The 24521-nt window shown below is 44.5% G+C and carries 22 protein-coding genes; 7 read left to right on the top strand and 15 right to left on the bottom strand.

Annotation, left to right across the window (positions count from 1 at the left end; all coding sequences use genetic code 11):
• Positions 1-89: 89 nt before the first annotated feature.
• Together AB4180_RS02060 and miaE are read left to right on the top strand one after the other, a co-directional pair.
• Positions 90-854, top strand: coding sequence for a hypothetical protein (locus AB4180_RS02060; RefSeq protein ID WP_009848859.1), 765 nt, complete (start codon positions 90-92; stop codon positions 852-854).
• 98 nt (positions 855-952) lie between these two features.
• Complete coding sequence (miaE, locus tag AB4180_RS02055; protein ID WP_017101617.1) at positions 953-1747, top strand: tRNA isopentenyl-2-thiomethyl-A-37 hydroxylase MiaE; 795 nt, start codon at positions 953-955, stop codon at positions 1745-1747.
• Between the two features lie 107 nt (positions 1748-1854).
• Here the strand turns inward: miaE and pyrF are convergent, their stop codons facing one another.
• The 11 genes from pyrF to AB4180_RS02000 all read right to left on the bottom strand — a co-directional run bounded on the left by pyrF (position 1855) and on the right by AB4180_RS02000 (position 13245).
• The gene (pyrF, locus tag AB4180_RS02050) at positions 1855-2550 is read right to left on the bottom strand and encodes an orotidine-5'-phosphate decarboxylase (protein ID WP_009848861.1); all 696 of its coding nucleotides are present in this window, start codon (positions 2548-2550) and stop codon (positions 1855-1857) included.
• Positions 2551-2672: 122 nt separating this feature from the next.
• Positions 2673-3848: a lipopolysaccharide assembly protein LapB gene (lapB, locus tag AB4180_RS02045; protein ID WP_009848862.1), complete on the bottom strand. Its 1176-nt coding sequence runs from the start codon at positions 3846-3848 to the stop codon at positions 2673-2675.
• 12 nt (positions 3849-3860) lie between these two features.
• Positions 3861-4133 carry a LapA family protein gene (locus tag AB4180_RS02040; protein WP_012604397.1) on the bottom strand — a complete coding sequence of 91 codons (273 nt, stop codon included), beginning with the start codon at positions 4131-4133 and terminating at the stop codon, positions 3861-3863.
• A 129-nt stretch (positions 4134-4262) separates the two neighbouring features.
• Entirely contained in the window at positions 4263-4547 is a 285-nt protein-coding gene (gene ihfB, locus AB4180_RS02035; protein ID WP_010439923.1) for an integration host factor subunit beta, read from the bottom strand.
• 121 nt (positions 4548-4668) lie between these two features.
• Positions 4669-6339 (bottom strand): 30S ribosomal protein S1, encoded by a 1671-nt coding sequence (gene rpsA, locus AB4180_RS02030; RefSeq protein WP_012604398.1) that lies wholly within the window; start codon positions 6337-6339, stop codon positions 4669-4671.
• A 106-nt stretch (positions 6340-6445) separates the two neighbouring features.
• The gene (gene cmk / locus AB4180_RS02025; RefSeq protein ID WP_009847140.1) at positions 6446-7126 is read right to left on the bottom strand and encodes a (d)CMP kinase; all 681 of its coding nucleotides are present in this window, start codon (positions 7124-7126) and stop codon (positions 6446-6448) included.
• Positions 7127-7404: 278 nt separating this feature from the next.
• On the bottom strand, positions 7405-8151 hold the full coding sequence (kdsB, locus tag AB4180_RS02020; protein WP_009847141.1) for a 3-deoxy-manno-octulosonate cytidylyltransferase: 747 nt from the start codon (positions 8149-8151) through the stop codon (positions 7405-7407).
• A complete protein-coding gene (locus AB4180_RS02015; protein ID WP_004736429.1) occupies positions 8151-8330 on the bottom strand; it encodes a Trm112 family protein in 180 nt (59 codons plus the stop codon). Before AB4180_RS02015 ends, kdsB begins: the two co-directional genes overlap by 1 nt.
• Entirely contained in the window at positions 8311-9318 is a 1008-nt protein-coding gene (lpxK, locus tag AB4180_RS02010) for a tetraacyldisaccharide 4'-kinase (RefSeq protein ID WP_017101615.1), read from the bottom strand. The genes AB4180_RS02015 and lpxK overlap by 20 nt, the downstream gene beginning before the upstream one ends.
• Positions 9319-9332: 14 nt before the next feature.
• Entirely contained in the window at positions 9333-11081 is a 1749-nt protein-coding gene (msbA, locus tag AB4180_RS02005; RefSeq protein WP_009847143.1) for a lipid A ABC transporter ATP-binding protein/permease MsbA, read from the bottom strand.
• Between the two features lie 31 nt (positions 11082-11112).
• Positions 11113-13245, bottom strand: coding sequence for a DNA internalization-related competence protein ComEC/Rec2 (locus AB4180_RS02000; RefSeq protein ID WP_371692538.1), 2133 nt, complete (start codon positions 13243-13245; stop codon positions 11113-11115).
• Between the two features lie 215 nt (positions 13246-13460).
• On the opposite strand from AB4180_RS02000, the gene AB4180_RS01995 reads away from it, so the two are divergent.
• Entirely contained in the window at positions 13461-13973 is a 513-nt protein-coding gene (locus AB4180_RS01995) for a DUF2062 domain-containing protein (protein WP_009847146.1), read from the top strand.
• A 213-nt stretch (positions 13974-14186) separates the two neighbouring features.
• Here the strand turns inward: AB4180_RS01995 and lolE are convergent, their stop codons facing one another.
• The 3 genes from lolE to lolC are packed head-to-tail and all read right to left on the bottom strand — an operon-like array spanning position 14187 to position 17325.
• Positions 14187-15431 (bottom strand): lipoprotein-releasing ABC transporter permease subunit LolE, encoded by a 1245-nt coding sequence (lolE, locus tag AB4180_RS01990; protein ID WP_017101613.1) that lies wholly within the window; start codon positions 15429-15431, stop codon positions 14187-14189.
• Positions 15432-16124, bottom strand: coding sequence for a lipoprotein-releasing ABC transporter ATP-binding protein LolD (gene lolD / locus AB4180_RS01985; protein ID WP_009847148.1), 693 nt, complete (start codon positions 16122-16124; stop codon positions 15432-15434).
• Positions 16117-17325: a lipoprotein-releasing ABC transporter permease subunit LolC gene (lolC, locus tag AB4180_RS01980; RefSeq protein ID WP_032499387.1), complete on the bottom strand. Its 1209-nt coding sequence runs from the start codon at positions 17323-17325 to the stop codon at positions 16117-16119. The genes lolD and lolC overlap by 8 nt, the downstream gene beginning before the upstream one ends.
• A 226-nt stretch (positions 17326-17551) precedes the next feature.
• Between lolC and AB4180_RS01975 the strand changes: the two genes are divergently transcribed.
• From AB4180_RS01975 to AB4180_RS01960, 4 genes are all read left to right on the top strand, one after another.
• Positions 17552-18121 (top strand): hypothetical protein, encoded by a 570-nt coding sequence (locus tag AB4180_RS01975; protein ID WP_009847150.1) that lies wholly within the window; start codon positions 17552-17554, stop codon positions 18119-18121.
• A 6-nt stretch (positions 18122-18127) separates the two neighbouring features.
• Entirely contained in the window at positions 18128-21589 is a 3462-nt protein-coding gene (mfd, locus tag AB4180_RS01970; RefSeq protein ID WP_102250137.1) for a transcription-repair coupling factor, read from the top strand.
• Between the two features lie 63 nt (positions 21590-21652).
• Positions 21653-22420, top strand: coding sequence for a peptidoglycan binding protein CsiV (locus AB4180_RS01965; RefSeq protein WP_012604405.1), 768 nt, complete (start codon positions 21653-21655; stop codon positions 22418-22420).
• A gap of 136 nt (positions 22421-22556) precedes the next feature.
• Positions 22557-23102, top strand: a complete 546-nt coding sequence (locus AB4180_RS01960) for a GNAT family N-acetyltransferase (RefSeq protein ID WP_102250138.1) — start codon at positions 22557-22559, stop codon at positions 23100-23102.
• A 110-nt stretch (positions 23103-23212) separates the two neighbouring features.
• Here AB4180_RS01960 and AB4180_RS01955 read toward each other — a convergent pair whose 3' ends face one another.
• On the bottom strand, positions 23213-24502 hold the full coding sequence (locus AB4180_RS01955) for an NAD(P)/FAD-dependent oxidoreductase (RefSeq protein ID WP_012604407.1): 1290 nt from the start codon (positions 24500-24502) through the stop codon (positions 23213-23215).
• Positions 24503-24521 lie beyond the last annotated feature (19 nt).

The raw sequence follows: 24521 nt of genomic DNA, 5'->3' as shown, positions 1-24521 counted from the left end.
CAAAAATTGTAATTTACAAGTGCCTATACACAATGGAATCGTGTATCCTCTCTAGTTAGCTATAGAAAACAATAAGCAGACACAAATATATGAATATTGGTTTAATAATCGCCTTGGTAGCCGTGCTTTTGGTGTTGGTTTTAGGCTACAACATCATGCTTCAATACAAAGTTAAGGTAGAAACAACGAAGAAACAGGAAGCTTCTCGTTATCTAACCATTATAGATGGAACAGAAGAGTTAATTGGCAATGCTCACCACATGCCGTTTAGCCAAGATCTTCTTATATGCTTAAACAATCGAATTCTTGATGCATTAGTTAATATGTATGAACTCGATCCTAAAAATAAGCAGCTTGCCCAACGCATCGAAAGCGTAAAGCAACAAATCACTCAGCTTAAAGAGAACCACCAAGGGGGCGAAAGCACCGCTTTTCGCATGCCTAGTAGTGACAAACAAGCAATCATGATGCTTAAGCTAGTTAAACGCTTGCGTGACACGGTTCGTAACGAGCACAATAAAGGACGTTTTAATACTCAAGCTTTTGTGGTTGAAAACGCTCGCTTAGAAACAATCCAAATTCGCATCAACATCGAGAATGTTATCAAACGTGCAAATGACTCGATATCTCGTGGACAGCCTGGCACAGCGATTCAACTGTTGCGCAAAGGCATCGATGCATTAGCCACTAAAAACGACGCATACTCCAATCAAGCGAAAGACAAGCTACAACAGATGCTTGACGATCTTGATCAGAAGCGCCTAAATAAAAACGCAGAAGATTTACAGCAGATGGAATCGAAAGAGCGTGAAGATGACATGGATGCTCTATTCGGTCAGAAGAAAAAATGGTAACGCTCTAACTCAACACTTAAAGGCCGCTCTATTTAAATTAGCGGCCTTTTTTGTACCTGTGGAATTTCCTTTCTCCGTATAGGGGGATCTCTTAAGCTGTGATAAAATCCCGCATTATCAACAAACTTGCCCTTACCATGTATCAAGAATTATTAGCCCCTATACACTCTTTTCTTAAAGCTGAAACGCCAGATTCATGGATAGATGAAGCCAAGAAGCCTGAAAACCTTCATATCATTCTACGCGATCACATGCTTTGTGAACTTAAAGCAGCTCAAAGTGCTTTGTTCCTTATCCGTAAATATGCGGTAGATAAAGAAAGCGCGAAGCAACTGAATGAGTGGATTTTGCCCTACGAGCAATTTGCTTACCGTCGTATTGGAGACTTAGAGTCTCTACGTGGTAAAAGCAATGTATCAAAGCAAATTACAGCGAAAGAAGGCTGTAATTACGGTGCTGACTTGATCGATAAGATGGTATTGCTGATCAAAGAAGAGCTGCATCACTTCTACCAAGTGATGGAATTAATGGTAAAAAAAGGCGTGACTTATCAACCGATCGAGGCGGGTCGCTACGCTAAGGGGTTAATCAAGCAAGTTAAAACTTACGAGCCTGATGCTCTGGTTGATAAGCTTATTATCGGTGCATTTATTGAAGCTCGCTCTTGTGAACGCTTTGCTAAGCTGGCTCCTTTCTTAGAAGAAGACATGGAAAAGTTTTACGTATCTCTACTTCGTTCAGAAGCTCGTCACTATCAAGACTATCTTGAACTCGCGGAAAAAATCGCAGGGAAAGATATCTCTGAGCGTATTGCTCATTTTGCGCAAGTTGAAGCAGAGCTTATCACTTCAGAAGACAGCGACTTTAAGTTTCATAGTGGCGCTCCGGTTTAAGCCGTTTAGAACAAGTCTACTCCAGACCAATTCTGTATTTAGTACACCTATAAGAAGGCCAGCAAATTGCTGGCCTTCTTTATTGGAATTACGACTTAATGATAAGCTTAAGCTAGCGTGCCGTTGATTTCAGCAAGTACTGATGCAGGGTCTGCTGCTTGAGTAATTGGACGACCGATAACAAGATAGTCAGAACCTGACTCAATCGCCTTAGAAGGCGTCATGATACGCTTCTGGTCACCAACATCAGCGCCTACAGGACGAATACCTGGAGTTACTAGTTTGAACTCCTGACCAAGTGCACCTTTGAGCAAAGAAGCCTCTTGTGCAGAACATACAACACCGTCTAGGCCTGAGTTTTTAGTCAAAGACGCTAAGCGCATCACTTGTTGCTGTGGCTCTAGATCCAGACCGATACCCGCTAAGTCAGATTGCTCCATACTGGTTAGTACCGTCACACCGATTAACAATGGACGATCTTTACCATATGGTTCCAAAATTTCACGAGAAGCCGTCATCATACGCTCGCCACCACTCGCGTGCACGTTCACCATCCACACGCCCATCTCAGCGGCAGCACGTACCGCCTTTGAACATGTGTTCGGGATATCGTGGAACTTAAGGTCCAAAAACACAGAGAAACCACGTTTATGTAATTCACGAACAAATTCAGGGCCAAACAGAGTAAACATCTCTTTGCCAACTTTTAGGCGGCAAGATGCTGGGTCAATACGATCGACAAAGGCTAACGCATCCGCTTGGTTATCATAATCCAATGCTACAATGATTTTTTGGTCGTTCATTTCATCTCCTAACGCAGTTAACTTTCTACAAAATATTTATACCAATCAGGCCATAAATAACAGTCATAAAAATGCAGCCCGAAAGCTGCAATTAATAATTTGGTCTTAAAATGACCACAAATCTATTCACCATCAAGCCCACGAATAGGCTTGATCGTTCCCCACCCCTTACATGAAGGGCAGTGCCAATACATTGAGTGAGTTGAGAAACCACACTGACGGCATCGGTAATGAGGCTTAACCTTGAGTTGTTCACCAACCATAGATTGAAGCGTTGTTAAGCTGTCTTTGGCTCTACCTTCTTCCGCTTCCTCTAGGTGATAATCAATTAATCGATAAAAACCTTTCATGGTTGGGTTTTTAACAAGCTGCTTTGTCAGTAGCTCTTGAGCAGAGCCAACATCTTCATGGTCGGCAACGAGTTGAGCCAGCATCAACTCAGCGGAAACACCGGCTTTCTTCTGAATACACGCTTTAAGGAACTCGACCAACTGCGCTTCTTGTCCAAGTTTGTGGTAACACTCAGCAAGCGTTGGCAGGACTTCACTAATGAAGTCGATATCTTGCTCGAGAACTGACTCTAAATAAGTAATTGTCTTGTGATAATCTTCATTGGCTAAATAGAATTTTCCTAAAGCAATACTGGCTCGAACACATTTAGGGTCTTCTGAAAGGGCCTTCTTGAAGTGCTGAAGCGCTTTAGGGCGGTTGCCGTCGGCTTGTTCTTGCATCGCAAGCTCACACCAGAAGTGTGCAACCATCGCACGCGTCTTCATTTTCTTCTTGCTCAGTTTAACTAAGATATTCCCGTAATGAATCGCTTTATTCCACTCACGCGTTTGCTGATAAATGGCAACCAACTGCTGTAAAGCGCCTTCTTTATGATCAGGCTCTTCTACAAGCTGTTCAAAAATTTTCTCTGCGCGATCAAGAAAGCCTGAGACCGTATAGTCTTTAGCTAATTGTTGCAATGCGAGGTTTTTTTGATCAAGGGTAAGCCCAGATCGAGAGATAAGATTTTGGTGAATACGAATAGCGCGGTCGACTTCGCCTCTTGAGCGGAACAAGTTGCCCAAAGCCAAATGAGTATCGATGGTTTCATTGTCTACTTGAAGTAATTCAATGAAGTGATCAACCGCTTTGTCAGATTGGTCTGACAGTAATAGGTTCAAACCCGTCACGTATTGGCGGGAGATCTGGTGTGATTGCTTTTGTTTTTCTTGCTGAGCATTACGATTACCCATATACCAACCATAAGCGGCTGCGATGGGCAAAAGTAAGAACAGTAACTCTAACATCAAATATGGCCTTTAAGCTTTAGTTTCAGCAGCGACCTGCTTTGATTGCTTATTGAGTTGCTTCTTCAAGCGATGAATTTTTAGTTGAGATCGCATGTGCATATTTCCAAAGACTAACCAAGCAAGAGCAAAACCTGAAACGAATACAACACCTAGCAAGCTTGAGAGGTGGAAGTCACCTTGCGCTAGCAAATAATTGAAATTCACAATTGTTTGGTTTTGAGAGCCTAAAGCCAGTGCCATTAGGAAAAGTGCGATAACAGCGACTATTTTTATAATTTTCATAGTTCATCACTCATTGATTAGTTAGCTGTACGATTATGCAGGAAAATTACTAATCAGACCACCATATTATGGTCATAAAAAAGCGGCATACATTATAGTATGCCGCTTTTCTTAATTCCGATAATTAGTCTACAACCCTGAGTTTACTCGCTCGCGTAGCTCTTTACCTGGTTTGAAGTGAGGAACGTATTTACCTTCCAACTCAACCTTGTCACCAGTTTTAGGATTACGTCCAACACGAGGTTCACGGTAATGCAGAGAAAAGCTGCCAAAGCCGCGAATTTCGATTCGATCACCACTTTCTAGTGTTGAAGCCATGTGCTCTAAAATGTCTTTTACAGCGTCTTCAATTTCTTTTGCAGAAAGATGCGTTTGCTCAGCGCACAGTCTTTCAATCAATTCAGACTTAGTCATAGTTACCCTCGTTGGTTTTCTTTTTAGAAATTATAGACCTATAGGAAAAATAAGCAAAAAAAAAGGAGCCTTACGGCTCCTTTCTTGGCTAGATAGCTATAATTCTCTTAATGAGAAGCTATTATTCGCCTTTAGCAGCTTTGAATGCGTCTGCCATTGCGTTACCGAACGCGCCTTCATCAGACTTGTTCAGTGAAGCCATTGCTTCTTGCTCATCAGCTTCATCTTTAGCTTTGATAGATAGGTTGATTACGCGGTTCTTACGGTCTACACCAGTGAACTTCGCTTCAACGCTGTCGCCAACGCTTAGGATTAGAGATGCATCTTCGATACGGTCACGAGAAACTTCAGAAGCACGTAGGTAGCCTTCAACGCCTTCGATTAGCTCGATAGTAGCGCCTTTAGCGTCAACTGCAGTTACAGTACCGTTTACAAGAACACCTTTCTTGTTGTCAGCAACGTATGCGTTGAACGGGTCGTTTTCCATTTGCTTAACGCCAAGAGAAATACGCTCACGCTCTGCATCTACTGCTAGAACAACAGCAGAGATTTCGTCGCCTTTCTTGTATTCACGTACAGCTTCTTCGCCGGCAGCGTTCCAAGAAATGTCAGATAGGTGTACAAGACCGTCGATACCGCCTTCTAGACCGATGAAGATACCAAAGTCAGTGATAGACTTGATCTTACCAGTAACTTTGTCGCCCTTAGCTTGCATTTCTGCAAATGACTGCCATGGGTTAGCTTTACACTGTTTCAGACCTAGAGAGATACGACGACGTTCTTCGTCGATATCAAGAACCATAACCTCAACTTCGTCGCCAACATTAACAACTTTAGAAGGGTGGATGTTCTTGTTAGTCCAATCCATTTCAGAAACGTGTACTAGACCTTCAACGCCTTCTTCGATTTCAACGAAGCAGCCGTAGTCAGTTAGGTTTGTAACACGACCAGAAAGCTTGTGACCTTCTGGGTAACGCTTAGCGATTGCTACCCATGGATCTTCGCCTAGTTGCTTAAGACCTAGTGAAACACGAGTGCGCTCACGATCGAACTTAAGAACTTTAACTAGGATTTCGTCACCAACGTTAACGATCTCTGATGGGTGCTTAACGCGCTTCCAAGCCATATCTGTGATATGTAGAAGACCGTCAACACCGCCAAGATCAACGAATGCACCGTAGTCAGTAAGGTTCTTAACGATACCTTTAACTTCAGTACCTTCTTGTAGAGTTTCAAGAAGTTCGTCACGCTCAACACTGTTTTCAGATTCGATAACAGCACGACGAGAAACAACAACGTTGTTACGCTTCTGGTCTAGCTTGATTACTTTGAACTCTAGCTCTTTGTTTTCTAGGTGAGCAGTGTCACGGATAGGACGCACGTCTACTAGAGAACCTGGAAGGAAAGCACGGATACCGTTAAGTTCAACAGTGAAACCGCCTTTAACTTTACCGTTGATGATACCAACAACAGTTTCAGCTTCTTCACAAGCTTTCTCAAGTACGATCCAAGCTTCGTGACGCTTAGCTTTCTCACGAGAAAGTTGAGTTTCACCGAAACCATCTTCAACAGCGTCTAGAGCTACGTCTACTTCAGCACCAACTTCAACTTCAAGTTCGCCAGCAGCGTTCTTGAATTGTTCAGCAGGGATAGCAGATTCAGACTTAAGACCAGCGTCTACAAGAACGTAACCGTTCTCGATAGCTACTACAGTACCTTTAACGATGCTGCCTTGTTGGAATTCAGTTTCAGATAGAAACTCTTCAAAGAGTTGAGCAAAAGATTCAGTCATTATTTAATCTTCAATAATTAAACGTCCATGGGTATCCTACCGCATGGGGTTGATAAATTCGCCGGTCATCATCCTTGCGACCAACGTTCGTACTAGCTCGGCGAAATTACCCAGCCAGTTTCGATTCAATATAGTGTAGTGCTTTTTCGACTACCTGCTCAATATTCATTGAGGTGGAATCAAGCACTAGAGCATCCTCTGCAGGGCGAAGTGGCGCCACTGGGCGATTACGATCTCGATCGTCTCGCTCTTGGATCTCGCTCAAAAGGTCGTCAAATTTAACATCTAACCCCTTCTGTTGCAACTGTTTAAGGCGACGACTCGCGCGCTCTTCAGCACTTGCATCTAAAAATATTTTCGCTTCAGCTTCAACAAATACAACGGTTCCCATGTCACGACCGTCTGCAACTAAACCAGGAGCTGCGCTAAAAGCACGTTGACGACGTAACAGTGCTTCACGAACGCGAGGTAAAGCAGCGACTTTTGAAGCCGCCATGCCCGTCTCTTCTTTACGAAGTTCACCAGACACATCTTCGCCTTCTAAGATAACCTTCACTAGCTCACCTTCAGCGATAAACTGAACATCTAAGTGAGTTGCAAGCGGTACTAAAGCATCTTCTGATTCAGTATCCACGCCATGGTGAATTGCCGCTAAAGCCAATACGCGATAGATCGCGCCTGAGTCTAGAAGATGAAAGCCTAGCTTATCTGCTAGTAACATACACAGGGTACCTTTACCTGCACCACTTGGTCCATCAACCGTAATCACTGGGCTTTGAGAAGGCATCTTTTACTCCACGTTTTGTCGTAAGTTTTATTCTGTACTAGCGATTCGCCACTACTTTATAGGCGGCATATTATAGAGAAAATTTGCAAGTCGAGCGAGGTAAATCTCAGATAATTCCGGGGTGATGCTACAGAAACCCATGCAACCAACTCAATATCCGTTAACTTAGATAAATAAGGCTGTCATCCGCTTCTCTTTAGGCATAAAAAAGCCTCGCGATAAGCAAGGCTCATGATTTTGCATTTTTGTAGAGCAAAGAAGTAGTCGCTAAAAGACGCTTAGCCAATAATAGCTCGAACCGCTTCTAGGTCTTCTGGCGTATCAACACCAGCTGCAGGTGCTTCTGCCGCAACGTCTACATGGATTTTTTCACCGTACCAAAGTACACGTAGCTGCTCTAGGCACTCAATACGCTCAAGGGTACTTGGTTCCCAATTGATATAGGTATTAATAAAACCCGCACGGTAAGCGTAAATGCCAATGTGACGAAGCAGTGGAGATTCAGCAGCTGTACCATTGTTCGCGTAAGCATCGCGATCCCAAGGAATAGTAGCTCGGCTAAAGTACAGGGCATACCCATCTTTGTCGGTCACAACTTTTACGGCGTTAGGATTAAACACTTCGTCAGCATGTGTAATTTCCACACCGAGTGTTGCCATCGGAGCTGTACTGTTCGCAAGGTTGTTCGCGACCTGATTAATGATCGCAGGTGGGATAAGTGGCTCATCACCTTGAACATTCACGATAATATGATCATCTGGAATCTTCATAACTTCAATCACTTCAGCTAGACGCTCAGTGCCTGATTCATGATTCGGTGATGTCATACAAACGGTCGCGCCAAATGCTTTGGCCGCTTTTTCAACTCGAGCGTCGTCGGTAGCGATAATAACGTTATCGGCACCCGCCTTCATTGACTGTTCGTATACCCATTGAATCATCGGCTTGCCACCAATGTCAGCCAGTGGCTTACCTGGTAAACGGCTCGATTGGTATCTTGCAGGTATAACAACCGTATAAGACATTACTTACCCTCATCCATTGAAACGGTGCGAGCTTCAGGTTCTAAAAGAACAGGAATACCCTCTTTAATTGGGTAAGCAAGGCGATCAATTTTACAAACAAGCTCTTGCTTATCCTTGTCAAAAGTTAGTTTACCTTTACATACAGGGCAAGCAACGATCTCAAGTAGACGGTGATCCATAGTATTCCATAACCTCTTTTATTCTTTTTAAAATTTGCTGTTGCGAATCTTCATCAAACTGCGCAGAAACTGGAAGATACCACCAGTTATCTTGCGCATATTCTTCGCATTTTACAGCGTCTTTTTCTGTCATAATCATATTCATACCTTTTTTTGCCAAGGCATGAAGTTCATCTTTATCAAAATCTTGATGGTCAGCGAAGCCCTGCGTGTAAACCACGTCACCATCAAGGTTTTCCAATGTTTTGAAAAAGCGTGGTGGGTGACCGATACCAGCAAAAGCCACCAGCTTCTGTAATTCTGCCACAGACCTTTTCTGACCCGTCTTCAGGTTAACCGCTTGGCTTGGAAGCAAAGACATCGAGAACTCTCGCCCGTGCGCTTTACCGCCATTATTAACCAAAAAGTCTACGTCATCTAAACGAGATATAGGCTCTCTTAATGGGCCCAAAGGAATTAGGCACTCACTACCAAAGCGTCTCGCACCGTCGATAACAGCAAATTCAATATCGCGTTCAAGTGCATAATGCTGAAGGCCGTCGTCAGTGATGATGACATTAACCCCTTCGCTCAGCAAAGCCTTTACTGCGTTTGCGCGCACAGGGTCAACCGCTACAGGCGCACCAGTTCGCTTACGAATCAAACGAGGCTCATCACCAGAGTGCTCTGCTGGCGTGTTTTCATCCAACACTAACGGATAGTTTGGTGCTTTCGCCCCATAACCTCGAGAAACAACGCCGGGCTTAAAGCCGTGAGCCTGAAGCATCTCTACCAACCAAATCACAACTGGTGTTTTGCCATTGCCGCCAGCGGTAATATTACCAACAACAATCACGGGTAAAGGTGGGCGATAGGTCTCTTTTTTCCCCGATAGATAAGCATCACGACGTTGACCGCTGATCATTTTGAACAACAGACTCAATGGCCATAATAGCGGCCAGAGAAAGTATTTTAATGGGTGATTGTTAAACCAAATTTTTTCGATCACAACAAGACCTAATCTTATCCGCTGAACTGAATTCGGTGTAGTTGTGCATAAGCGCCATCAAGGGCGATGAGCTCGGCATGTGCACCTCTTTCTACAATATGCCCATCATCAACCACAAGTATCTCATCAGCTTGCTCGATAGTAGAAAGTCGGTGTGCGATAACGAGTACTGTTTTGTCTTTCTGCAGCTCTTCTAACGCAGATTGAATCGCTCTTTCTGACTCGGTATCCAATGCAGATGTCGCCTCATCAAGGATCAAAACAGGTGCATCTCTCAATAGAGCACGTGCAATCGCGATACGCTGTCTTTGACCGCCAGACAGGCTCGCGCCATTTTCGCCAACAACCGTATCGATGCCATTTTCCATGCCTTCGATAAACTCACTTGCATGCGCAAGTTTAGCCGCGTGTTCGATCTGTTCACGTGAATACTGTTCTTCAGCTGCGTAAGCGATGTTGTTCGCAACCGTATCGTTAAATAGGTGCACATTCTGGGAAACAAGAGCGAAGTGCTCACGTAGATTTCTTAATTCATAATCACGAATGTCGTGACCATCAAGCTCAATAGAGCCAGAGTCTACGTCATAAAAACGAGTAAACAGGTTCGCAATGGTACTCTTACCCGAACCTGAACGGCCGACAAGTGCGACTGTCTTGCCTTTCGGTATATTAAAACTGACCTTATCAAGCGCTGCTTTCTCTGCACCTTGGTAGGTAAATGTCACATCTTTTACTTCGACTTCACCCGCTACGGTTTCAGGCTTCAACGTACCTTTATTTTGTTCCGTATCTAGATCCATCAAACCAAATAGGGTCGTACTCGCTGCCATACCACGTTGGAATTCAGACGTTACGTTAGTCAGAGCTTTTAGTGGGCGTAGTAAACCAAACATCGCCGAGAACACAACAGTGAACGTACCAGGAGTAAGCTCTGCTTTAATTGAATCAACACTAGCAAGAAATAGAACAACTACGATTGCAAGTGATGCAATCATCTGAATAATTGGGTTAGCGGCCGCTTGAGCAGTGATTAGCTTCATGCTTTGTTGGCGCATTTGGTTACTAACTTGGTCAAAGCGGTGTTTTTCTAGATCTTGTCCGCCATACGTTAGAACGACTTTATGTCCTTTCAGCATTTGTTCTGCAGAAGAAGCGACGTGACCCATACTGGTTTGCATGTTCTTAGAGATCTTTCTGAATCGCTTCGATACGATACTGATTGCCCACGCGACAAGAGGGGCGACAGCGAACAACACCAAAGACAACTGCCAACTATTCCAGAACATCAGCGTCAACAGGCCAATAATACTTGCACCTTCACGGACAATACTGACTAATGCTTTACTGGTTGCCGCAGAGACTTGCTCTGAATCGTAAGTAATTCGAGATAGCAGCGCACCAGTCTGTTCTTTATCAAAAAAAGAAACTGGCATATGCATAAAATGGCTGAATATTTTACGTCGAATTTCCATGACCACATTGCCTGAAACCCAGCTCAAACAATAAGTTGAAACAAAGCCACTGATGCCACGAACGAACATCATGACAAAGATAATGAGAGGGAGCGTACGTAAAAAGTCAGATTCTGCATTACCAAAGCCTTCATCAAGTAACGGCTTTAGTAAGGAAATCATGTAGGTATCAGTGACAGCATTTATAATAAGCGCAATAACCGCAACACCAAGGCCGGCCTTATATAGTCGAATATAAGTCCAAAGTCTTTTAAATGTGACCCAGGTAGTTTCATCTGTTTGTGTTGACATAGAATCGCTTAATTTTCTCACAATAATCTTCCTATTCTACTCCCTTACGAAGCATCTGCCTATACCACTGTCTGCCTTGTTGTTCTCTAATCTCATGATATTGCCAACCTTCTTGACCAATACTGATGGTTATTTGGCCGCTTTCTCCAGTATCAAGCCAAGCACTCCCTGCGTCGTGATAACGTTCAATAACGGATTCACTCGGCATCCCCCATTGATTGCCTTTGGCCAAAGAAGCGATCGCTAACTGAGGTGAAACGGCCTCAATAAAACTGGCGATCGAAGACGTATTGCTACCATGATGAGGAACAAGAATTACGTCACTTCGAAGCCGTTCGCCTTCGCGTGCAAGTAACCACTCACTGACCAATTCAATATCACCAGTAAGTAACATCGAGAACTCTAGAGCGGGGTCAAAAAGCCTGACCACGCACGAATGTGGGTTATACGCCCTCTTCACTTGTTTGGGAGGCCACAAGACCTCAAAAGCAACCCCTTGCCAAGTCCATACTTCTCCTAAAATACATGCTTGAATATTTGACGATTCTTGAATCGTAGATTGTCCTTGTTGACTGATATTCTGACTGGCTCTTACCCACTTAGGGTTGTAATTTTCAAGTAACGACGGATAGCCACCAGCGTGGTCAGAATCGAAATGACTCACTATTACACCCTCCAACTCATGAATTCCCCTCTGATTCAAAGTAGGAATAAGTAAGGATTCGACAATGGAACCTCCTGGCCATGCGTTACCAAGATCGTAAACAACAATCTGATTGTTCTTTTCTAAGAGCAAAGACAACCCGTGACCAACATCCAAGATATCGATAGTTAGTTTGTCTTGTTGAGGCTTGCCGAACTCCCACCACAGTACAAACACGGTAATAATCAATATAGATAGTGCTCGCTTGAAATATCGACTGACAAAACCGAAAAACAAGATGAGGAATACAGACAACTCAATCGTGTGATTATCCACTTGAAACCAAAATCGTTCAGAGAAAGGAAGACTAAATACGAGAGGCTCAAGCGATAAGTCGACCAACATCCATAATTGTTCAGACAAACCATTGTTGAATGTAGTTAAGCCAACGCCACCTGATACTGGCGCCAATATTAAGCTAAAGAACATTGCCAGGAACAATAGTGGAATAACCACCATCGACACCCAAGGTAAAAGGAGCAAGTTGTAGAAAACAGAGACTAAGCTGACCCCATTAAAGAACAGCATCGAAAAGGGAGCAATCAGGAATGTCAGCATTAACTGAATCTTGAAGAGGTGCAGTGCTCGGTCGATAAATGTTGAGTTTGAATCGGATGACTGACTATTTAACGCAATGTAAAGAACGGCACCTAACGCACCAAAAGACAACCAGAAGCTACTCGATAATGCTGAAAATGGCCAAATTAGCAGAACCACGCACAGACTTAAGGCGACATACCGAAACAAACTGATATTTTGCCCACGCCACAAGAAATAGCTGGCGATAATACACATCACCAAAGCTCTCAAGGTGGGCAGCGTGAACCCAGCAAACCAACTGTAGAAATAGGCTAAGCCGACTCCGAATATTGTGGGCAACCAAAGAAGTGAAGATGATAGTAACCTGAATACCTTTCCTACTTGATAGCCGATACCAAAGGCAATCCCAATATGCAGCCCCGAAATAGCCATCAAGTGAATCAAACCACTGCTTTTAAGTAAGTCCCAACGCTGAGAGTGAATAAGGTCTCGATAACCAAAACTCAAAGCCATAATGAGGTCTTGATTTGCCAGTTGACTTAACCTTTCAAGACTGTTTTCAAACCAATAGGACCGTAAGTTGCTATTGGTATGAATACGATACTTTGTATTAGATCTGTAAATTGCATTGGCAACCACACCTGCGCTAAACAGATACTTTTCTAAATCAAAGCCTGCTTCATTGAGTTTGCCCCATACAGGCTTTATATACACAGATAAATTGACATCATCTCCGAGTGTTAACTTAAAAGGAGTAAACAAACGTAATTTTATTAATTGAGGAAAGATTAATTTTTCGCCGCCAATTGATCTAGCTACTATTACGCTTTCAAAACCGTGGCTATTTTCACTAAAAAGGCTAACAACCGAAGCATTTATGGTAGTATTCTGCCCTGATTGAAATAAACGACTCGTTTGTATTTCAATTACATTCCCTAGGCAGATAACTAGTATCAATGCTGTTGCTAGACCTCTTGCACTCCGGAAAACGCTATACTTTGTTGATGCTAGTAGTAACAACAGCATCAATGGTGCCCAAACCCAATGAGGCATCACAGGCCAGAAGCTGGCAGACACAACTGTCGCAGCAAATGAAATCAAGAACCAAGTGTTAAACAAGAGAGTAGCTTCCTCCTATGCCAAGAAAGTTTATCAAACGATTTATGCCTGACCATGAGCTAATCAAGCGTCAGAAAGCATTGAAAGTTTTTGGCAATGTTTTGTACAACCCCAACTTATGGTGTCTTAATCGTCGCTCTGCGGCTGGCGCATTCGCTGTTGGGTTATTCATGGCGTTTGTCCCTCTACCAAGCCAAATGATTATGTCTGCAGGCCTTGCTGTCGCATGTGGCGTTAACCTACCTTTGGCTGTCGCACTTGTTTGGATCAGTAACCCGGTCACTATGCCCGTTCTCTTCTACTTTGCTTATAAAGTCGGGGCGTTTGTTATGCATGTACCACCTCAAGCCTTCCATTTCGAATTGTCTTGGGACTTCATCTTGGCGCAAATGAATACAATCGGGCCTCCTTTCTTACTGGGTTGCCTGATTTGTGGCGTGGTTTCAGCAATGATTGGCTACTTTGGTATTCGCGGGTTATGGCGTTACTCAGTAGTAAGAAGTTGGAAGAAGCGTCAAGCAAGGTACTGACAACTTTTCCTTGTCGTTCAATCTATCCTTGTATGCGCTTCACTTAAACCGCACACAAGTTAAAGTCAGATGAACCGCAGAACTCTGCAATATTGGGATGTAACCACAGTCGTAAAGAATGCAGATTGAATTCAAAAAAAAAGGATCCCATCAGGGATCCTTTTTTGTGTATGCCATTTGTCTATCATGCTACATGACGTATTACTAAGCGCATTACTTCGAGCTAAGCACCGAGGCAGGGTTTAACTTGGCTGCTCGTGATGCTGGGTACCATGTCGCCAATAGGCTCAATACAATCGCTGTACCTGAAACCACAATAACATCCGTCATATCGAGTTGTGATGGCAAGAAGTCGACAAAATAGATGTCACCGGACAAGAACTGGTGATCTACTAGCCTTTCAAGCCCTTTGATAAGTGTCGTGAGATTAAGCGCCACTAACACGCCTATTACACTGCCCACCAAACTACCTAACACACCGGAGAATACGCCCTGCCAAACGAAAATGCGTTTCACAAGGCCGTCCGATGCGCCCATGGTTCTTAAAATCGCGATCTCTGATGCTCTGTCTTTTACTGCCATCATTAATGTCGAGACAATATTGAAACAAGCAACACCAATAACCAGTACCATCACCAGATACATAATGGTGCGAACCAACTGAATATCTCGATACAAGAAGCCAAACTTCTGTTGCCAGCTTCGTAGATACACATACACATCAAGCTGGTTACCCACCTCACGCACAATAGAGTTCGCGTTCAGAACATCGGTCACTTTTAAAGAAACCCCTGTCACTGCCTCGCCTAGGTTTGCGTAAACTTGCGCATCGCCGATCGGGATCAAAGCTAAGCTGTGGTCAATTTGGCCATTAAGCGTCAGCAAGCCAACCACTTTAACTCGAACACGTTTAGGTGCTTGAACCTTAACCGACCCATTCACCGTCGGGATCATCAGAGTCAGGTAATCACCGACTTTCGCGCCAAGTACATTGGCCACACCAGAGCCCAAAATGATTTGTTGTTGCCCTGCCTTAAAATCGCTCCAAGCTTGCTTATCGATAAAACTCGATAGGCTCGATACTTGTTGCTCAAGTTGTGGGTCAACGCCGCGAACTTCAATTGCTTTCAACTCTTTGCCTTTTTCGGCAAGCGCGGTAATTTTCACATAAGGCGCAGCAGCAACGACTTTATCGTGCTTTACCGACTCCTCAATCACATGCTCCCAGCGAGTTACTGGTTTATTCACGCCCTCAAACTCACCGTGAGGAATGACAGAAAGTACTCGTGATTGAAGCTCTCGCTCAAAACCATTCATTGCAGATAAGCCGATAATGATTACCGCGACACCAACAGCAATACCAATTGTCGAAGACAAGGAGATGAACGACACCATTTTGTCTCGTTGTTTCGCCCGGCTAAATCGGCCGCCTATCAATAGAGATAAAGAAGAAAACACTTAGCTCTCCTCTTTTTCTACGTTGACCAGTAAACCATCTTGCATGTGAAGTTGGCGATCCATCTTACCGGCAAGTTCACCATCGTGAGTCACAACCAAAAAGGCAGTATCGTACTCACGGTTCAGTTCGCGCATTAAGTCGTAAATAGAAAGTGCTGTGTTGTGGTCTAGGTTACCAGTCGGCTCATCCGCCAACACTAGCGCAGGCTTGTTCACCAATGCACGAGCAATTGCCACTCGTTGCCTCTCACCACCTGAAAGTTCTGAAGGTCGGTGGTCAACACGATGACTTAGCCCCACTTTATCAAGTAGCAACTGTGCTTCTTGTTTAGCTTTCGCTGGCTTCTCTCCACCTATCAACAACGGCATTGCTACGTTTTCTAACGCTGAGAAATCAGAAAGAAGATGATGGAATTGATAAACAAAGCCAAGATGCTGGTTGCGAAGCTTAGCCTGCTTATTCGAACTCAAAGACGCTAAGTCTTGTCCGAGAAAGCTGACACTACCATCAGAAGCATCATCCAACGCCCCTAAAATATGCAATAGCGTACTTTTACCTGAACCGGATGTACCAATGATTGCGACTAGCTCACCCTTTTCTATTTCGAAGCTGACGCCCTTGAGAACCTCAGTATCTAACGAGCCTTCACGGTACGTTTTACGGATATCATTACATTGAAGAAAATTACTCATAACGAAGGGCCTCAGCAGGTTTCACAGACGATGCACGATAAGAAGGGAAGACAGTGGCAATCAAGCTAAGTGCAATAGCCAGAACCACAACAACGGCGATTTGAATTGGGTTAATTAAAATTGGCAACTGTCCACCAAATGAAAACAGAGCAACACCCATCGCCTCTAAAATAGTATTGAGGTTCGAAGCTAAAATCACGCCCAGGATGCCACCAGATAATGCGCCGATCACACCACTACTTGCACCTTGAACCATAAAGATCCCCATGACTTGACCATCACGCATACCTTGGGTTTTTAAGATGGCGACTTCGGACTGTTTCTCCATCACCACCATAATAAGCGCAGAAATAATGTTAAACGCAGCAACACCAATGATCAGCCCAAGCATCAAACCCATCATGTTTTTTTCCATTCGAACGGCTTGGAATAGCTCGCCACGTTGGTCTCGCCAATCGCTCCACACCCAACCTTCCGGTAGCGGTTGGTTTGATAGTTCTGCCACTTCAAATGGGTCATCAAAAAACAGTCGCCAGCCTGAAATCGTATCAGACTTATAACGCATCAATCGCCCTGCGTCTTTGATGTCGGTAACCATCAATTGAGCATCGATATCCGAACCCGTGTTAAAAATGCCAGCTACGGTAAAATTTCGCTGGCTTGGAATACGTCCTAACGGCGTGTATTGGCTGGCACTGGTCACCATTAAGCGAACTTTGTCGCCCATAGACACTTTCAAGTTTCTTGCTAATGTATGACCAAGGAAAAGCTGATACTGACCAGCCTTGAGTGAAGACAGTCTGCCAGCAATTAAATGATTCTGAAGAGGGTCATCGGAATTTGGCTCAATACCAATTAACAAGCCCGCAGATAACTGAGCAGGACTTTGGATCACCGCTTCACTACGAACAATAGGTTCTACGTGGCCATTGAGCGACATTTGCTCCGCAAAGCTAGGTGCTTGAGCAGAAAGTGACGTTGTGCCTCCTTGCTCGTAAACGACGGCTTGAGGAAGGACACCAAGAATTCGGTCTTTTAACTGCGCTTCGAATCCATTCATTACCGACAAAACAGTAACCAGAGACAGCACACCAATGGTAATTCCGGCTGTCGACATATAAGAAACAAAACGGCTAAAGCGATCACCTGAACGGCCTTTCAAATAACGCAGGCCAACAAACAATGAAATAGGATGAAACATACTTTGAACCATCTAAAGGAGATGCGGGTTAATGTAACGGGTATTGCCGTTACTGTGTAGGGGTTAATTGAAAATATAGGGTGAATTAACTCAATTAGTTAGGCTTGAAAAACAAACCTTGTCAAATAGCTGACTTTCAAACAACTATTTGAGACTTTCAATTAACTGACCTTGATTACTGCGGCCACATAGCGATAATCAATAGATCACTTCAAGGAACTAACGCATGACAGAACAAGAGTTTTTTACCGTTCACCACAGCCTTACCGCTAATATTGAGCCAATGGACAGTAACTTCGCTTTACCTTCTCAGATTCAGTTCGAATCGGAGATCCCTGCCCCTTTTGTTGTGGCAAGTGAGTTTAGCCAATTGGACCTGTTAGCCGACAGTGCTCGCAACGAACTGAAAAACAGCGACTTGAAGAATGTCATCAGTTTATTGGATGCACAGAACTCTAAATTAAACCTCTTGTTGAGCTTTATGTTATCGCAACAAGATGATGAACAATTTCGTACCCACACGTATTCATTTGGCGCGAGTCAGTTCTCTTGTTTTTCCAAAACAGATATCGAAGCGGGTCGCTTAGTTAAAGCTAAGCTATTTATCGAGCACCCAGCCGCCGCTATTTATTGCTACGCAGAAGTCTTCGCTAGCGAACCAAAAGATTCAGGCTTCGAAATCAAATTCAAATACGCTCATCTTCGTGATACTGACCAAGACTTGCTGATCAAAGCTGCGCTTCATCAACAACAAAAGCTCTTACGTCAACGCTCTCTAGAACGAGATAACAAGTAAATAGACATGACAAAACAATCCATTTTTACACTACCTAAGCTCAAAGGTGCCGGTGATAAAAAACACATCGGTAACCTAGTTGGTTCATCTCTCGCGCTTGCTATCGCTAGACTTGCGGAGCAGCATAACAGCCATACTTTACTTGCAGTGCCCGATCCTCAAATCGCACTCAAGCTTCAATCAGAAATTGAACAGTTTACGTCACATGAAGTGGCACTATTCCCTGATTGGGAGACACTGCCATACGACAGCTTCTCACCGCACCAAGAGATCATTTCTGACCGTATCGCTCGCCTTTATGCACTACCAACGTTAAAAGATGGCATCACGATCGTACCGATCAGCACGCTACTACAACGTCAGTCGCCACGTGACTTCTTGTTGCAGCACACCTTAATGGTGAAAACGGGTGATCTGTACTCGCTTGAGAAGCTGCGTCTTCAACTTGAAAAGTCTGGCTATCGTTACGTAGACCAAGTGTTTGGCCCGGGTGAGTATGCGAGTCGAGGTTCAATTCTCGACTTGTTCCCAATGGGCAGCAAAGACCCGTATCGTATCGACTTCTTCGATGACGAGATCGACACGATCCGTACTTTCGATCCTGAAAACCAGCGCTCTATCGAAGACATCTCTGAGATTCGACTGCTGCCTGCTCACGAATTCCCAACCTCGGAAACAGCGATTGAAGATTTCCGTATTCGTTGGCGCCAACAGTTTGATGCGCGCCGTGAACCAGAATCGGTTTATATGCAGGTTTCTAAAGGCACGTGGCCTGCTGGTATTGAGTATTGGCAACCGCTGTTCTTCGAGCACACCGAAACCTTGTTTGATTATGTTGCCGATGAAGCGCAACTCCTGATTCTAGGTGATGTCGAGACCGCAGTAGATTCGTTCCTAACCGACGTTTCTCATCGATACGAACAACGCGGTGTTGATCCATTACGACCGCTGCTCACACCTGAACAACTGTGGTTAAAGAAAGACGAACTGTTCGCACACTTCAAACAAAAGCCACAGGTCAATCTGAGCTTAGATTCAATTGAAGAAAAAGCTGGGCGTACCAACCTTCCAGTTACGTCTCTACCTGATCTCAGCGTTCAACATCAGAATAAAGAACCGTTGTCTAACTTAAGAAAGTTCACTGAAGCCTTCGATGGCAAGGTTGTTTTTTCGGTTGAGTCTGAAGGCCGCCGTGAAGCTCTAAGTGAATTGCTTCGAGGCATCAAAGTTCGTCCAAGCGAAGTTGAAAACCTCGACGCGGCAATTAAAGGTAAAGATAAGTTCACCCTGATCCTAGGTTCTGCTGAGCATGGCTTTATCCACGAAGAGCAAAACATCGCCCTTATCTGTGAAAGTGATCTATTGGGTGATCGCGTTGTTCAGCGTCGTAAAAAAGATAAGAAAAGCGTAAACAGCGACACCGTAATCCGTCACTTAGCGGAACTTAAACCGGGCCAACCGGTTGTTCACATTGACCACGGTATTGGTCGCTACATAGGCCTGCAGACCCTAGAAGCGGGTGGTATGAAAACCGAATACGTAACACTTGAGTATCAAAACGATGCCAAGCTCTACGTACCAGTTGCATCTCTGAACTTAATTGGCCGCTACTCTAGTGGTGCTGAAGATTCTGCACCGCTACATAAACTTGGCGGTGAAGCATGGCAGAAAGCTCGTAAGCGCGCCGCAGAGAAAGTCCGTGACGTCGCAGCCGAACTGCTCGATGTTTACGCCAAGCGTGAGCTTAAGCCGGGTTACAAATTTGTGCTCGATCGTGGTCAGTACGCAACCTTCAAATCTGGCTTCCCGTTTGAAGAAACCGATGACCAAGCGATGGCAATTAATGCGGTAATGTCTGATATGTGCCAAGCAAAAGCCATGGACCGCTTGGTGTGTGGTGATGTTGGTTTTGGTAAAACAGAAGTCGCAATGCGTGCCGCGTTCGTGTGTACCGATAACAGCAAACAAGTGGCCGTGTTAGTACCGACAACGTTACTTGCTCAGCAACACTTTGAAAACTTCCGCGACCGTTTCGCCAACTTGCCGATTCGTGTTGAGGTTCTGTCTCGATTCAAATCAGCCAAAGAACAGAAATCGATCATGCAAGATGTCGCCGACGGTAAGGTCGACATCTTAGTGGGTACTCACAAGTTACTTTCAAGTGACCTTCAGTTTAAAGACCTTGGCCTGTTGGTTGTCGATGAAGAGCACCGCTTTGGTGTGCGTCAGAAAGAAAAAGTGAAAGCAATGCGTGCGGATGTCGATATCCTAACGCTCACCGCGACGCCAATTCCACGTACATTGAACATGGCAATGAGCGGCATGCGTGACTTGTCAATCATCGCAACACCACCAGCACGACGCTTAGCAATAAAGACCTTTGTCCGTGAGAGTGATGACGCGATCGTCAGAGAAGCGGTACTTCGTGAAATCATGCGTGGTGGTCAAGTTTACTTCTTACACAACCAAGTCGACACGATTGAAAAGACGGCTGAATCACTACAGAAACTGATTCCAGAAGCGCGTGTCACCGTGGCTCATGGCCAGATGCGAGAGCGCGAACTAGAACGCATCATGAATGATTTCTACCACCAGCGTTTTAACTTGCTAGTGTGTACAACCATCATCGAAACCGGTATCGACGTACCAACAGCCAATACCATCTTAATGGACAGAGCCGATAACCTTGGTTTAGCACAGTTGCACCAATTGCGTGGGCGTGTGGGTCGATCTCACCACCAAGCTTATGCCTACTTGCTAACACCTCCCCCGAAAGCAATGACCAAAGATGCCGTCAAGCGATTAGACGCCATTGCTTCACTTGAAGACTTAGGTGCAGGCTTTACGCTAGCAACCCATGATTTAGAGATTCGTGGCGCGGGTGAGCTGTTAGGTGATGAACAGAGTGGTCAAATCCAGTCGGTTGGCTTTACGCTTTACATGGAGATGCTTGAGCAAGCGGTTGAAGCATTGAAAGAAGGTAGAGAGCCATCGCTTGATGACCTACTGCGTGAACAAACTGAAATTGAGATGCGCCTGCCAGCACTGTTGCCTGATGACTACATCCCAGACATCAATACACGTTTGTCTACTTATAAGCGTATTGCGAGTGTGAGTGACACCGACGAATTGGCAGAGTTGAAAGTCGAGCTGATTGATCGCTTCGGCCTTCTGCCGGATGCTACCAAGAACTTGTTGTCAGTTTCAGAGCTAAAATTAGCCGCGGCGTCTATCAAAGCGAAGAAAATTGAGGCTCATGATAAAGGTGGATTCTTAGAATTCTACCCGGATGCTGACATAAACCCGACCTACCTTGTTAAACTGTTGCAATCTCAACCGCAAAAGTTTTCAATGGAAGGACCAACAAAGTTCAAGTTTACGATACCATTGGTCGACAGACGGAAACGAATTCAATTTGTTAGTGATTTATTGGGCGAATTCAGACAGAACTTGCTTCCTTCGGCATAAGACCCAATCCACTTGCACATATAAATTATCCAGCCGGTAGTTCGGCTGGAAGACGGAGTAAAAATGAAAAGACTGATCCCACTGCTACTATTGTTCGTCTCACTGCCAAGTTTGGCGCAGAGACAATTTGATATAGAAGTGATCATTTTTAAGCGTGCTGTTGATGCAGAAAAAGTGAATGAATCTTGGCCAAACACACAGCCTCAGATTTCACTTGAGCGCGTAGGTTCATTTCAAGATACCCAATACCGAGCGAAGAAAGGCGTGCAGATGCTGCCTTACTCGGAATACAAGTTAACACCTCAGAAAGACAAGCTACGCAAACACGCAGGCTTTGAAGTTCTGATGCATACCGCTTGGCGTCAAGGCGACCAAGGCAAAAGCTCGGCACCGGTTTTCCACATTCAAGCCGGTAAAGACTTCTCCAAACAGTTTAATGCCGACGGTTCTGAGAAAGGTGTAGTAACAGCAGTAAATACTGATGGTTTTCAAGAAGAGACTATCGATAAGCCGCTTTACGAGTTAGACGGCAAGCTGCAAATCTACGTTCAGCACTATCTATATGCTGAAACGACATTGGATTTAAAAGCGCCAAGCGTTCGTGAAGTGACTCTACAAGAGCAACAAATCGAGCTAGATTCACCTGTAAGTGGTGCAGAAAGTAACGTGCAAGTGGGTAATCTAACGGAGATTTCTCCGACGGTTGAAGTCCAAGAGTTTCTTAAGAGCTACCGCATGGACCAAAAACGTCGTATGCGCAGTACAGAAACTCACTACCTTGACCACCCACTTCTTGGAATGGTTATTCAAGTTCGACGTGTAGCGCAGTAAGTTACTTGCCGATTCGGCTATAATTATATAAATAATTCAATCCGCCCTCCTAGTGAGGGCGTTTTATTAAGTGCTATCTATCTTTATTCTGCACTGAATCCTTTGTTCAGTACTTACATGTAATTCGGTATTTCTTATGAGCCCTGACTTTCAGATAAATACTCAACACCTCAACCTAAAAATCATTGAAGCCTCAGACGCTCAAGAGTTTTCGCAGCTGGTTAAATCCTCCCCGAGTTTATTGCCATGGCTCGACTGGTGTCACGACGAGTTTTCTACCGTCGAGGCCGAGAGGTTCATTCTTGCGACTCGCTTAAACTGGGTTAAAGCCGATGCGTTTGGCTTTGGTATCTTCGAACGAAAAAGCGAAAAGTTAGTCGGCATGGTGGCCATAAATGAGCTTTACCACACCTTTAACATGGCAAGTTTAGGTTATTGGGTAGGTGATGAATTTCAAAGAAAAGGGATAGCCAAGGAAGCGATGATTGCCTTATTTGAATTTTGCTTCGCAATGCTCAAGTTGACGCGTTTGGAGATTGTCTGCGATACAGAGAACCTACCCAGCCAAAAGCTGATCGAGAAATGTGGCGCTGAACGTGAAGCCATTGCAAAGAATCGCTTTATCTTTAACGGTAAACCGAAAGATGGCGTGGTTTATTCTGTGTTACCTCCATTATCTTAATCGCTTAATAGAGTAACAATCCGAAATAACACGTACTCGACACGATCGAAAAAGAGCTCCGAAGAGCTCTTTTTTATTATCAGCGTAATGACCTTAGAAGGCTTACCTGATTAGTGAAGCTTTAGGTTTGGACGAAGGACACGGTTAATACGACCCACCAACATCATCAGTGATGTTTTGATTAAGCCGTGAAGTGCCATCTGGTGCATTCGGTACAAAGAGATGTAAACCACACGAGCAATACGTCCCTCAACCATCATCGAACCTTTAGTCAGGTTACCCATCAAGCTGCCTACTGTAGAGAAACGGCTTAGTGAAACCAGTGAGCCTTTATCTTTGTAGATGTAGTCTTTCAGGTCACGGCCGTTCAGCTTAGCGATGATGTTGCTAAATGCGCAGCTTGCCATTTGGTGAGCCGCTTGCGCACGTGGTGGAACAAACGAACCATCCGCTTGTGTACATTGCGCCAAATCACCGATAGCAAAGATGTTGTCATCAAGCGTAGTTTGCAGCGTGTTTTTGACAACCAACTGGTTGATACGGTTCGTCTCAAGACCACCGATATCTTTCATGAAATCTGGCGCTTTAATACCAGCAGCCCATACCATGATCTGTGCTGGGATCTTCTCACCATCTTTGGTCGTTAGACCGTCAGCGTCAGCTTGTGTAACCATTGTCGTTGTACGCACGTTGACGCCAAGCTTAGTTAGCTCAGAATGTGCTGCGCTGGAAATACGAGGAGGTAGAGCTGGAAGAATACGCTCACCCGCTTCAACAAGGTTAACGTTCAGCTTGCTTGAATCTAGGTCGCCAAAACCGTATGTACGAAGCTCTTTCACAGCGTTGTGAAGCTCAGCAGACAGTTCAACACCAGTAGCACCCGCACCAACAATCGCAATGTCTACCGTACCTTGACCATTCTTAGCGTGCAGCTTTAAGAACTGGTTGTTCATTTCTGTACGGAAACGGTGTGCTTGCTCTGGGCTATCAAGGAAAATACAGTTGTCACGAACACCTGGGGTATTGAAGTCGTTTGACGTTGAACCTAACGCCATCACAAGAATGTCGTATTCAAGTTCACGGCCTGGCATCAGCAACTCACCGTGCTCATCAGTCAACTCGCTCAACGCAATCACTTTACGTTCACGATCGATATCGTTCAGGCTGCCCATTTGGAAATCAAAGCAATGGTTTTTTGCGTGTGCGCGGTAGCTTAGCGCATCAACACCTTCATCCAATGAGCCAGTAGCTACTTCATGAAGCAATGGTTTCCATAGGTGGCTTGCTTTACGGTCTACCAGAGTAATCTGGGCACGTTTCTTACGACCTAAAGTGCGGCCTAGCTTAGTTGCTAGTTCTAAACCACCAGCACCGCCGCCTACTACGATAATTTTTGTCACAATGACAATCCTCTACAAA

Origin of the sequence: Vibrio sp. 10N.286.49.C3, assembly GCF_041469545.1 — a bacterium.
Taxonomy (GTDB): Bacteria; Pseudomonadota; Gammaproteobacteria; order Enterobacterales; family Vibrionaceae; genus Vibrio; species Vibrio tasmaniensis_A.
This window is presented reverse-complemented; position numbering and strand designations above follow the sequence as displayed.